The organism is Streptomyces sp. HUAS TT7 (assembly GCF_051550175.1).
Lineage (GTDB): Bacteria > Actinomycetota > Actinomycetes > Streptomycetales > Streptomycetaceae > Streptomyces.
The window spans coordinates 8,254,785-8,266,022 of the sequence record NZ_CP196175.1 but is presented as its reverse complement, the minus strand read 5'-3'; the positions used below and the strand labels follow the sequence as shown (position 1 = coordinate 8,266,022).

At 70.1% G+C, this 11,238-nt stretch carries 13 protein-coding genes and 1 pseudogene; 6 read left to right on the top strand and 8 right to left on the bottom strand.

The annotated features are described in order from the left end of the window. The first annotated feature begins 124 nt into the window (after positions 1-124). Positions 125-574, top strand: a complete 450-nt coding sequence (locus tag ACSHXC_RS37560; RefSeq protein ID WP_438295806.1) for a hypothetical protein — start codon at positions 125-127, stop codon at positions 572-574. 63 nt (positions 575-637) lie between these two features. Next, complete coding sequence (locus ACSHXC_RS37555; RefSeq protein WP_438295805.1) at positions 638-1,531, top strand: hypothetical protein; 894 nt, start codon at positions 638-640, stop codon at positions 1,529-1,531. Between the two features lie 165 nt (positions 1,532-1,696). On the opposite strand, the gene ACSHXC_RS37550 is transcribed toward ACSHXC_RS37555, so the two are convergent. From ACSHXC_RS37550 to ACSHXC_RS37540, 3 genes are all read right to left on the bottom strand, one after another. After that, a complete protein-coding gene (locus tag ACSHXC_RS37550; RefSeq protein ID WP_438295804.1) occupies positions 1,697-2,269 on the bottom strand; it encodes an RNA ligase 1 family protein in 573 nt (190 codons plus the stop codon). 605 nt (positions 2,270-2,874) lie between these two features. After that, positions 2,875-3,480: an SUKH-4 family immunity protein gene (locus tag ACSHXC_RS37545; RefSeq protein ID WP_438295803.1), complete on the bottom strand. Its 606-nt coding sequence runs from the start codon at positions 3,478-3,480 to the stop codon at positions 2,875-2,877. A gap of 161 nt (positions 3,481-3,641) precedes the next feature. Further along, positions 3,642-3,800 (bottom strand): hypothetical protein, encoded by a 159-nt coding sequence (locus ACSHXC_RS37540; RefSeq protein ID WP_438295802.1) that lies wholly within the window; start codon positions 3,798-3,800, stop codon positions 3,642-3,644. Between ACSHXC_RS37540 and ACSHXC_RS37535 the strand changes: the two genes are divergently transcribed. Continuing rightward, a complete protein-coding gene (locus tag ACSHXC_RS37535; RefSeq protein ID WP_438295801.1) occupies positions 3,783-4,049 on the top strand; it encodes a hypothetical protein in 267 nt (88 codons plus the stop codon). The genes ACSHXC_RS37540 and ACSHXC_RS37535 overlap by 18 nt on opposite strands. A gap of 136 nt (positions 4,050-4,185) precedes the next feature. Further along, positions 4,186-4,593 (top strand): ATP-binding protein, encoded by a 408-nt coding sequence (locus tag ACSHXC_RS37530; RefSeq protein WP_438295800.1) that lies wholly within the window; start codon positions 4,186-4,188, stop codon positions 4,591-4,593. A 10-nt stretch (positions 4,594-4,603) separates the two neighbouring features. Here the strand turns inward: ACSHXC_RS37530 and ACSHXC_RS37525 are convergent, their stop codons facing one another. From ACSHXC_RS37525 to ACSHXC_RS37510, 4 genes are all read right to left on the bottom strand, one after another. Beyond that, complete coding sequence (locus ACSHXC_RS37525; RefSeq protein WP_438295799.1) at positions 4,604-4,810, bottom strand: hypothetical protein; 207 nt, start codon at positions 4,808-4,810, stop codon at positions 4,604-4,606. A 715-nt stretch (positions 4,811-5,525) separates the two neighbouring features. After that, entirely contained in the window at positions 5,526-6,332 is an 807-nt protein-coding gene (locus ACSHXC_RS37520; RefSeq protein WP_438295798.1) for an SGNH/GDSL hydrolase family protein, read from the bottom strand. Between the two features lie 266 nt (positions 6,333-6,598). Beyond that, positions 6,599-7,402 carry an NAD-dependent epimerase/dehydratase family protein gene (locus tag ACSHXC_RS37515; RefSeq protein WP_438295797.1) on the bottom strand — a complete coding sequence of 268 codons (804 nt, stop codon included), beginning with the start codon at positions 7,400-7,402 and terminating at the stop codon, positions 6,599-6,601. A 222-nt stretch (positions 7,403-7,624) separates the two neighbouring features. After that, positions 7,625-7,951, bottom strand: coding sequence for a plasmid stabilization protein (locus tag ACSHXC_RS37510; RefSeq protein WP_438295796.1), 327 nt, complete (start codon positions 7,949-7,951; stop codon positions 7,625-7,627). A gap of 232 nt (positions 7,952-8,183) precedes the next feature. Between ACSHXC_RS37510 and ACSHXC_RS37505 the strand changes: the two genes are divergently transcribed. After that, entirely contained in the window at positions 8,184-9,446 is a 1,263-nt protein-coding gene (locus ACSHXC_RS37505; RefSeq protein ID WP_438295795.1) for an SMP-30/gluconolactonase/LRE family protein, read from the top strand. Between the two features lie 171 nt (positions 9,447-9,617). Here ACSHXC_RS37505 and ACSHXC_RS37500 read toward each other — a convergent pair whose 3' ends face one another. Next, positions 9,618-10,256, bottom strand: a complete 639-nt coding sequence (locus ACSHXC_RS37500; protein ID WP_438295794.1) for an endonuclease — start codon at positions 10,254-10,256, stop codon at positions 9,618-9,620. A gap of 615 nt (positions 10,257-10,871) precedes the next feature. On the opposite strand from ACSHXC_RS37500, the pseudogene ACSHXC_RS37495 reads away from it, so the two are divergent. Then, positions 10,872-11,225 (top strand): annotated as a pseudogene (locus tag ACSHXC_RS37495) (non-homologous end-joining DNA ligase); the annotation flags it as partial. Between the last annotated feature and the right edge of the window lie 13 nt (positions 11,226-11,238).

The window sequence follows — 11,238 nt, the reverse complement described above, 5'->3', positions numbered from 1 at the left end:
CCGAGTAGGCCTGATACGAACTCGCCGCCTCTGTCCCGCACCACCAGCCTGGCGTGTGCATGGTGCACGAGGCGCCACGCCGGTCCTTGCCCTGGTACGGGCCGACGCACTGGAGGGGCGACCCATGACATCAGTGAGCACCACCACAACGGGGCTGCGCAGGAAGATCGGCACCCTCGCCGCACTGGCGGCCGCGGTCGTCACCGGCATGGCCGTGTCCGCGGCGCCCGCGTCCGCGGGTCCCAACTGCGCGGCGGGGTACCACTGCGTCTTCTACACCGGGCTCAACTCGGCCCGCCATTCGTACTTCAACAGTGACGCGAACTTCACCAACGACACCTTCAACCAGGTGAGCGGCGGCGCGGGCTACGGCCAGAACGTGAACGACAACGTGGAGTCCGCCAGCAACTCCTCCACCGGCGGATACGAGAGCCACTACTACCTGAACATCAACTACAACAGCTTCCTGTTCTGCGTGAACCCGGGCAGCTACGTGGAGTACCTCCCCAGCGGCCAGGCGAACCTGGCCAGTTCGCTCCGGCTCACCGGGACGACGTCCACGCACTGCTACTGACCCGCAGGCGGCCGGGGACGGCGGGCCACCGCCCGCCGTCCCCGGCCGGAAGGAGGAACCGAGATGCCGAAGCGGGTGTCACGCCGGAGTGCGGTCGCCGCCGTGTTCCTGGTCCTGGTGCTCACGGCGGGCGCGGCCGCCTGGATGCTCACTTCCCGGACGGAAGCCACCACACGGCCGCCCACCGGCCCCAGCACTGCCGAACTGGCCCAGCGCCTGCCGTTCTTCGGGCTCCTCTACGAGCGGACAACCGCCCAGACCCAGGTCGCCGAGGCCCAGCGACACCTCGCCGTCGACTGCATGGCCCAGCACGGTTTCACCTACCGCCCGGTTCCGGTGGCGAGGCCGGCGGACTCCGCCGACGAGCAGCCCACCACGTTCGGCCTGGAGTCCCTCACCCCGCCGCGATCGGCACCTCCCGCCGCGGCGCCGGCCGAGGAGCCCCACGACCCGGCTTTCGCCCGCGCGCTGTTCGGCGACCCCGACAAGCGGATCTCCGCCGCCGGCAGGACGATCCGGGTCACCCGCCCCGCGGACGGCTGCCAGGCCGAGGCCGAGCAGCGCCTCCTCGGAGGCGACCGGCTGCACTGGCTCCAGTACCGGATCCAGCTCGGCGACGGAGAGAAGGAAGCACGCCAACAGCTGGAACAGGACCCTCAGTTCCGTACGGCCACGGAGCGCTGGCGCCGCTGCCTGCACGACGCCGGATACGACCAGAAGGACCCGGCCGCGCTGATGTACGGCCTCCCACGGGACACCGACTTCGCCCACAACCCCCTCGCCCAGGCCGATGTGCGGTGCAAGGAGCACACGGGCTACCTGAGGACCGCCTACACCCGTCTGGACGCAGCACAGAAGAGCTGGCTCACCCAGCACTCGGCCTTGCTGACGAACTGGAGCGCGCTGCAACTCCGTCAGGAGACGTCCGCACGCGAGGTGCTGGCGGTACGGCACTGAGGGCCGGGGCGACACTGCCACGGCCATCACCCCGCCTGGTGCGCCGTGCCGAGGAGACCCAGGAGCTGGCATTGGGCCCCCACCGCCTACCCGACGGTAACCCCAACGGCCTGCCTCGCCGGTCTGATCGCGCCGGACTGATCCCACCGGTCTGGCCCCGTCGGCCTAGGCCGGGAAATCCCTCGCCTTGATCTTCGCCATCCGGCCGTCGGGGTGGTGAAAGACCAGGCCTTCCACACGGTCGAGTTCGGCGAGCTTCAAGACCGTTGCGCGGAGTTCCTCGAACGTCCGCCCCGGCAGGGAGATGACGTCGGCTTCAGCGTGCGCGACGAGCCAATGCCCGGGCTTGCCTTCCGGGTTGCCGTTGATCTTCGGGCCGATCAACTCGTAGGTGCCGGGACTGAATGATTCCGACGAGCCGACCAGCCGGTCGATGTTCGCAAGCGCCTCGCTGTGGAACTTCGCGAACGACGACTGCCCGACCGGCTCCCAGCCGACGGTGCGACCAGTGACGCCGTCCGTACTGACGGCCCGGAAACCGGACGGCGGAGTCTTGCCCGGCTTCACCTCGCGCCGCGCCCACCAGGCCGCGCCGTCGAACATGACACAGGTTCCGTCGTACTTCCGAGTGGCCACGCCTTCGCCGGCGGCCACCCACTCGCAGCCGGGGGTGACCAGGTCGAGGACGTAACGGCGGTCCTCCGGATCGCGCACGAACAGGGTCGGTATCTTCTGCACGAGGGTGCTCCTTGACAGTTCATCGGGTCAGACAGGTTAGACAGATCAGGGAGCAGGGCGCGGCGCAATTTCCTGGAGCTGGGCCGCCGGCGTCGAGGGCGACGGCGCCGGTGCCGTACGGCGTGATCGCGAAGCCCATGACGCTCCCCTGCGGGGCACCGCTCCTCACGCACCACGCCGGTCACGGTGTCGGCAACGTGGAGGGTGCATGCCTCTGTCGAGTGCGCACCGGCGAATTCCCGAGCAGGTCCTGTTTCGTGGGACGAAGCCGATCACGGGGTGCCGAAGGCGCTTCGGCGAGGGACGGTGCACCACGACGCAGCGGGACTGCACAGCTCTCCGAACTCCGCTGATGCATCCCTGAGTTGGGTCACGAAGGCGGTCGGGACCGAGTCGTCAGGCCGGGCCATGGTGACCCCGTGGCATACGCCCCCTGACCGACGCGTACGAGCCAACCCACGCCTCCACGACTTCACCCGGACAGCAGGAAACCCGACAGGCACGAGACTCGCGCACACTGGACGAGGCCGGGCCGGAACGCCCACAGCCACTCGGACGAGGTATCGGAGGCCTGGGTTCATGCCCTCTCGGGGAGCGAGAGGGCGTCAGTCGACGTCCAGGTAGCCATCGCGCAGCTCGTTCACCACGTTCTGCCAGAATTCGTCCTCCGGGTCCAGGTCCAACTGCTCCAGCAGCTCGATGAATTCGGCCAGGGCCGTCGCGTCGCCGTCGTCGAAGCGCTCCTCGTACAGGGCCAGCAGAGCGAACGCGGCCAGCACCTGCGGCACCGAGTCGGCCACGTAGCCCACGTGGCCGGCGGCGTGGTCCCAGCCGTTCGGGTCGTACGCCTCGACCGAGCCCGTGACGCCGTCGACCATCAGGTGCAGCTCGTCGACCAGCCCGACGCAGTAGGCGTAGCTCTCCGGCGGAGTGTCGTCGTCGGGGTAGCGGCGGCCGAAGATCTCGTCCGGGTCCGCCTCCCACAGGCCGTTCTCGGGCAGGTCCTTGCCGTCGAACCCGGTGAAACCATTCCGCGTGGCCGGGATGCCGACCTCCGAGAGGAACGCCCGGGTCCCGACGTGCTTCAGCCCCTCGGGCAGCGACTCCGGGCTCGGGCGCCACAGGACGCCGGGACCGAAACAGGACTCCAGCCACTCAGCGGTGGGGTTCCTGGCGGCGGCAAGAAACTCGGCGTCAACGGTAGCGGTCATGGGTGGATCTCCCCCGGTCAGAACGGTACTTCAACACGCCGATTCAACAGGAACTCCTCGCACAGCGTCGAATGCCACCGTGACCCCGCCGATGTTTCCGGGGAAGACGACAGTTCAGCTCATCCGTCGCTCCGGAAGGAGAATCGACCACAGCTCGGACGCTACCCGGCCAAGGATCCGGCACTGCGGTCCTGCCACTGCTGCCAGGTCTCCTGCCAGTCTTCAAGACCGTTGCCGGGGTCAGTTTTCACCGTGCTGCTGGACCCCTTGACCTCGACGAGTGAGCCGACGGTGAGCAAGTCGTGGACCTTCTTGGCCACCGGTCCTCCGCGCCCGTCGGCACCTCCAACGACTGGAGCTCCACGGTCACCGTCCACACCGGCGCGGCAACGGCCGACCACGACGGCAACCCACCACCGGCCGAGTCCGTCCGGCTCGCCCACCGCGGCCTCACCGCGGTGGGCGCCGCGATCACCACCGGACCCGGCGACAAGACCGTCTCCGGAGGCCCGCCGGGAACCTTCACGGTGTACGTCTTCGCCCTGCCCGAAGCCGCACAAACCGACTGACCGCGGACCGCGAGCGAGTCCCTCGCCGCCGCCCGCCGCCTGCACGCCCTCACCGAAGACCTGCTCTTCGCTGACCCGGCCGGCCGCACAGCAGGCGGCCCCCGCCCTGGTCGATCTCGCAGGCACAGCAGGCGAGTTGACCCACGAGCTCCGCCTGCGCCACCCCTACGGCCCGTACTCCACGAACCATCTCCCCGAGACGGCACCCGTCCGGGGCAACCCCCTCCAGCTGCACCGCCTGCTACGCAACCTCCACGACAACGCGGCCCGCCGCGCCCGCACCGCAGTCACCGTCACCGTCGGCCAGACGGACGGCACCACCCGGCTGTGGGTCTACAACGACGGTTCCGGCATTGCGCCCGAGGACCGCGAGCGCGTCTTCGAGCGCTTCACCCGCCTCGGCGAGGCCCGCGACCGCGACGCCGGCGGCTCGGGCCTGGGACTGGGCCTGGCCATCGCCACCCGCCACAACGGCACCCTCGAAGCGACCGCCCGCGGCCCGGAAGGCGGCACCACCTTCGTCCTCCGTCTGCCGGCAGCGTAAGCAGTGGTTCCTACTGTGAGCCGACGGTCCGGGAGCGGTGCCCGGGGCTGGGTCTGGCGTCGTGGAGGGCCTCGCGCAAGGCGAACAGCGCGGCCAGGTCGGCCTCCTGCACGAACTCGTCCAGGAGCCGGATGACACAGTGCCCGCGCCCCTCGCCCACGGCCCGGACGATCGCGGCAATCGTTTGGTGCTGGACATCCGAAAGCGAAGCGCTCACCCGCAACTCCCCTTGACGGCCACCCCACAGGCGGGCTCACACCTCCACTCTCCTCCCCCCGCCGACCGGACCCGCGGCCGTCTGTCCCCCTTTCCCCCGAATGGCGCAGCTCAGCGACCGAGCCCCAGCCCCGCGAGAAGGGGCAGCGCCCGGCGCGGGCTCCAGCGTCAGCTCCTGCTGCTCCTCGACCGTGAACCCTGCCGCCACCAGGTCAGCGGCCACGACGGCGGGGTCCGCACAACCGTGCGGGTCCGTAGGTAGAAACCCCGGCGGGTCGATCGACGAGTATCGTGCCGTCCAGCTCGGCCCGACCCTGCTGGCCCCCCCTCAGCCTCACGCCGGTCTGCATCAACCTCGCCTGGCACCACCGTTAAGACACCGACCAGGCCCACACCTGGCTCCGCACCCAAGCCCGCGAACACCTGGAAGCAGCACCCCGCCGCCCGTGAAGGTGACGCTCGATCAGTTGCGGGACAACATGCTCAACTCCCCAGAACCGTACGGGAGTTCCTCACAGCCGAGCTGATGGACACAGTGACCGTGAGCGAAACCTGCGGGTCATTGAACGGGACGTCAAGGAAGCAGCCGCACACCCGGGTCCCGGGACCGGTCAGGGTCCCGGGACGGCACACCCGCCTTCTGCTAGCCGTTCGCCGCCGACACCGTCGGCATCTCGACCGGGGTGCGCCCGAGCATCTCCCCCTCGCCGTGCCCGTCAGGCATGGCCGGAGCCGGCCGCCTTGGCCAGGGCGGGGAGGTAGCCCTCGCGCTGGCCTTCCTCGGTGGGGTGGTAGGCCACGTCCGCGGTGAGGAGTGACGGAGCATGGATCCATGGGTCGGCAGAACAGATCTCGTGCCCGGCGAAGGCTGCCGTGACGTCCGCGAAGACGTACCCGTGCGCGCGGGCACGGTCCCGGGTGACGCTGTTGAGGTGGTCGGCCGCGGTGTTGAGCGCGGACTGTTCCCGCCCGGTCACCGGCCCCATCAGGCAGGCGTCTTGGGTGAACAGGTGCGGGTAGCCGAGCACCACCACCCGGGCGTGTGCCGCCTTGGCCTTCACGGCGCGGTAGGCGGCATCGAGCTTTCCGGGCAAGTCATGGTCCACGGCCTTCTCGGATCGAGCAACGCTCTCCAGGCAGGCGCTCTCGCCGCTCAAGGTGCACGTCCTCATGACATCTGCGAAACCGACATCGTTCCCGCCGACGGTGATGCTGACCAGCGTCGTGCTGCGGTCGAGCCCGGACAGCTGCGTCGCGGTGACGTCGGCGCTGGTCGCCCCCGTACAGGCGGCGAAGTCGAACCGTCCCGGGTGGTGCCCGGCGGCCCACAACGCGGGGTGGGCGAGGGAGCTGCGACGGCAGTCCCCGTCGGCGCGACCGGCACCGACGCCCGAGGCGAACGAATCCCCCAGGGCCGCATAGCCGCCGACAGGGCTGATCTTCTCGGATGGTTCAACGGCGGCGTGCGCGGCCGTGGTGGCCGCGCACGCCAGCAGGAGGGACAGCGGGCCTGCGAGCGTCACCGCAAGACGGTGGCGCAGTCTGATAGTTCTCGTCATGCCTCGTCAACGACGAGGCCATGGCCAGGACACTGAGCCCACGAGGCCTCACAGCCCCAGCTGGTGTGCGGGCATCGCACCGGCGCATCGACTGAACTACGCACCCCCCGAGACACCGATAGTGGACCGGACCGAAGCACCCCACACGAGCCCACTTGCCCTGCGGTGCGCGGCACACACCGGGCGGGGCGACCGTGGCACCGTGGCCACCCGCGCGCCGGTGCGTCGGGTCAGGGCCGGAGGTGGGGGATGGTGAAGTCAGGCAGGGCGTACGGGCCGGCTTGAGGCGCTGCCGGGTCGGCCGGGAGGTCGGCTCCGGAAATGTCGCCGGCATGGAGTTCGGCGTTGTCGACGGGCGCGTAGTCCAGTACCGCCGGATCAGGGAGTTCCCAGAAACGGCGGGTATTGGCCGAGACGGCATACACGGTGACGAAGCGGGTGGAGGGCGGAGCGGTCAGAGCGGCCCGGATGTAGCCCATGGTGTCGCGCGGACTGAGCCACGTCGCCAGATGCCGGGGTTCGGTGGGAACGGGTTCGAAGCTGCCGATGCGCAGGCTGATGACGGACAGGCCGAACTTGTCGGCATAGAGCTGTCCCAGCGCCTCGACGGCTGCCTTGCTCACCCCGTACAGGCCGTCGGGCCGCACGGGCTCCCTTGGCCCCGTCAGGTGCGCAACGGGGTAGAACCCGGTGACGCGGTTGCTGCTGGCCAGCACCACCCGCCTGATGCCGGTACGCCGCGCGGCCTCCAAGACATGATGGGTGCCGAGCACATTGGCGTCGAGAAGATCCGCGAGAGGCGCTTCGTCCGGCACACCGCCCAGATGGATCACCTGGTCAGCGCCGGCGAGTGCCGACATCACGGCGGCCAAGTCGCGCAAGTCGACCGTGTGCACATCCTCGTTGTCGGCCTCCGGCAGCAGTGGCACCTGGTCGAGCAGAATCACACGCGTTGCTTCACGCCGAAGCTCTTTGCGTACGAAGGAGCCGATGTTGCCCGCCGCGCCGGTCAGCGCCACCGTCCCCAGACCCACTACGCCTCCCCCGGATGATCTCGCCTTCCGCGTCTCCATCCTCGTCGCAGAACTCCCACCGATCAAGAGTCGGCGACAAGGCACGCAGCCCAGGAAGGCATGGCTGCCAGCCGTGTCGGAGGAATCGCTCTGCCTTGAGAACGGCGAAAGGCCCGGGCCGCTGACGCACGCCTTCCGTTCTCGTGGTCGTCGCAACGGTCCCGGGCCTGCCCGGCGACTGTCTCAGCTCCCGCCGAGGGCCCTCTTGAGCTGGGCCTTGTCCATGTTGGACCGGCCATGGATGTTGCGGCGCTGCGCCTCCGCATAGAGCTGGTCGTACGTCGGTCCTTGTGAGCCACTGTGCGAGCGCTGACCGCCCCGCTTGGACGAGGACATGTCCTGAACGGAGCTCTTGCTCGCGGTCTTGGACTCGCCGGCGCGGGCCCGTTCCTTGTTGACGGTCCTGGCCGCGATCTCCTTGGCACGCTTCGTGCTCTCGCCGCGCTCCTCGGCGCTCCCCTTGATGTGCTCGTACTGGCGCTCCCGCTTGGAACTCGATCCACGAGGCATGCTGTCTCCTTCACCACCCAGTGATATCCGGGTCACCTTCCACTCTGGAACGCCCCGCACGGCTCCGCACCCCGCCGCTGGGTCATCACGGCGCACACACCGCCGGCCGAGGGACGCGGCTCCAAACGGCTCGGCTGCCGTCCGGCGCCGTCGCGGCCGCAGGAGACCGGCCACTGTTCATCCGAGGGGTTTTCGGCGCGCGGGACCGTACGGCTTGCTGCCGATGTGGGTCGTGCCAGGGATCGCCGGCTGGTGGATGCACCGGCGCACCAGGGTCGAGGACACCTCGGGCGCGCGCGAGTCGGCGGTGCACGCGCTGTTGATGACCGAGGCCGGCATCCCCGTGGCCGTGGGACTCCTGGCCAAGATCAACCCGCTGGTCCTCTCCGTCATGGGCGGCGCGGCCCTCGCCCACGGCGCCACCGCGCTCTACGACGTGAGCTTCGCAACCGGAAAGTGCGAAATCCGCCCGATCGAGCAGCACATCCACAGCTTCCTCGGGGTGCTCCCGCTCACCGCGATGGCCTTCACCGCCTGCCTGCACCCCGAGGCCGCCCGCGCCACGCTGCGGGGTGGCGACGGGCCCGAGGACGTCGTCTTCGACGGCCTCGGCCGGGCGCTGGCCGGTGTCGCGGACGGCCGCATCCTGCGGATCAAGCTGCCCGAGAGCCCCGGAGGCCACTCCCACATACAGGAGGTCGGCCGTACAGGAGGCCGGCCTCTCGGGCTCGAAGTGCTTCCCGACGGACGCCTGTTGGTGTGTGACGCCGAGCGCGGCCTGCTGTGCCTGGACCCGGACGGCGGGCAGGACATCGAGGCGCTGGCCGACACGGTGGCCGGAGCGCCCCTGCGGTTCTGCAGCAACGCGGTGGCCGCCGCGGACGGCACGGTCCTGTTCACCGTCTCCAGCCGCCGCTACGGACTTGACCAGTGGCTGTCCGACATCGTGGAGCACCGGCCCACCGGCCTGCTGCTGCGGCTCGCACCCGGCGGCGAACCCGAAGTCCTCCTCGACGGGCTCCAGTTCGCGAACGGCGTCGCCCTCGCGCCCGACGAGTCGTACGCCGTGGTGGTGGAGACCGGTGCGCGTCGGCTCACCCGACGGTGGCTGACCGGCCCCGAGTCAGGTCGGCACGACACGTTCGCGGACGACCTTCCCGGCTACCCGGACAACATCTCCCTCAGCCCTCGCGGGGGCCTGTGGGTCGCACTCGCCGCGCCGCGCACCCCGCTCCTGGAACGGCTGCACCGCACGGGACCGCCGGTGCGCCGGGTGGCGGCGGCCGGGATCCGCCGTCTGCCTGCCCCTCCGCCGCACGCTGCCCAGGTCGTGGAGATCGACGCGTACGGCCGAGTGGTTCGCGAAGTAAGGGGTGCCGGGCGGCGCTATCGCATGGCGACGAGCGTGGCGGAGCGCGACGGCCGGCTGGTACTGGGCAGCCTCGTGGAGGACGCGATCGCATGGTGCGACCTCGCAGCCGCCGGGACGGAATGAGGCGTGGTGGGCCGCCCGGAACGTGCCCCGAGCGGCCCACCGCCTCCCACTCCCAGAAGGAAACAAAAGCTCAACAGGCCATTACGGAGGCATGAGCGCGGGGGCGGCCACCCCTCTTACACCACCCCTCATACACCACCCCGCGCACCTCACACTCAGCCCCTCGACGTGTCACGTGTGGCGCAGTTTCTCCGTCGCCTCGGGTGTGAGCCCGACCCGCACCAGGCCGTCCGCGAGCCGGACCAGCTCGCGTGGCTGGACGAGGTCTGCCAGGGCCTTGGGGCTTCGGGGCAGGCCGAGGCCGGAGGCCGTCTTCCGGGCTCGGGCATCGAAGAAGGGCCGCACCTCCGGCCAGACCGCCTGGGCTTCCCGGCAGAAGATGTCGGCGCCGGTGGGGCCGATTCGCGGCACCTCCTGGAGCAGCTCCCGCATCCGTCCCAGGTCGCCGTCGGCCTGCTTCCGCAGGACGCGCAGGTCCCCGTGCCAGCGTTCGAGGACAAGCTCCGCGCCGTCGCCCAGCGCGGTGGCCGTGCTCTCGTCGTACCGGCGGTAGTGGGCTCGGCCGAGCGCGTCCACCCGGTCCTGCCAGCTGGAATCAGCCATGGCCCGTGGGGTGCGGAGCCCGGCGGTGAACAGCTCCCGGGCCGCGGCGAGTGCCGTCTGCGCGCGGATCGGCACCGCGAACAGGACGCAGAGCACCAGCAGTTGGTACAGCGGCGCCGGGGTGTCGCGCAGTCGGATGCCCGCCTCCCGCGCATATGTCTCGCCGTAGGAATGCAGCACCTGACGTGCCATCTGCTTCGAGTCCATGAGGTTCTCCTCGCACTTCTACGTGCCCAGTCGCACACCGGAGGCCCACAGGTACTGGTCGAGCGTCGGCATCACACGCGGTACCAGTACGGCCACGGCGACGGCGATCGTGGTGGCGGCTCCGGCCCTGGCGGTCGGACCGAGGGGGCGTGCCGATCGGTGTGCAGCCGAAGGACTGGCTGACGAGAGATGGCTCGATCAAGGGGCCAGTTCTCACTCATGAGCCGTCTCACCTCTTTACCTGCGTATACCCAGCGTCCCAGGAAGAACCCGGCTCGTCCCCCCGACACAAAGGGCGAGTACGGCGCCGGTCGCGGCATCATCTGGGACGAGGGCGCCTACCGGAACCATCACCGACCGTCATGGCCGGACGGTCGCCATGGCAGCCAGTGATCGGCCGGCTGCTGCGCCACCCCTGCTTGCTAGGCCTACGCGATGACAAGCGTGCCGCCCAAGTGGTCCACTGGAGGCCGACGCGAGGATTCACCATGAGTGAAGCGCCGAAGCTGCGAGCCGGCCGCCGCACGGTCGAGATCAACCGCCCGGACAAGGTGCTGTTCCCCGAGGACGGCATCACCAAGGCCGACCTCGCCGGGTACTACCGCGGTGTGCCACCTCCACGCCTTCGCCCGCGAGGCCGCCGACCTGCTCGCCGCCCGCCACCACGACCGCCTCACCACCGAGCCCAGGAAGCAGGCCCGGCACGGCCGCCTCTACCTGGACGTACAGCGCAACGCCTACGCCCAGACCGCAGTCGCCCCGTACGCCGTACGGGCGCTGCCCGGCGCCCCCGTCGCCGCACCCCTGGCCTGGTCGGAGCTGAACGAACCGGGCCTGACCGCGAAAAGGTGGACGAACTCGACGATGTCCGAACGCCTCGGACACGATCCCTGGCGGGAAACGCTGCGCCGTGGCCGTTCCCTCGCGCCCGCCCGCCGTCGCCTGGCCGCCTTGTCCGACAGCGGCTGATCACACGGGAGCA

Excerpts from the sequence above, each read along its gene's own strand:
- ACSHXC_RS37500 (WP_438295794.1), bottom strand. The coding sequence starts at position 10,256 with ATGGACTCGAAGCAGATGGCACGTCAGGTGCTGCATTCCTACGGCGAG.
- ACSHXC_RS37560 (WP_438295806.1), top strand. The coding sequence starts at position 125 with ATGACATCAGTGAGCACCACCACAACGGGGCTGCGCAGGAAGATCGGC.
- ACSHXC_RS37510 (WP_438295796.1), bottom strand. The coding sequence starts at position 7,951 with ATGCCTCGTGGATCGAGTTCCAAGCGGGAGCGCCAGTACGAGCACATC.
- ACSHXC_RS37555 (WP_438295805.1), top strand. The coding sequence starts at position 638 with ATGCCGAAGCGGGTGTCACGCCGGAGTGCGGTCGCCGCCGTGTTCCTG.
- ACSHXC_RS37545 (WP_438295803.1), bottom strand. The coding sequence starts at position 3,480 with ATGACCGCTACCGTTGACGCCGAGTTTCTTGCCGCCGCCAGGAACCCC.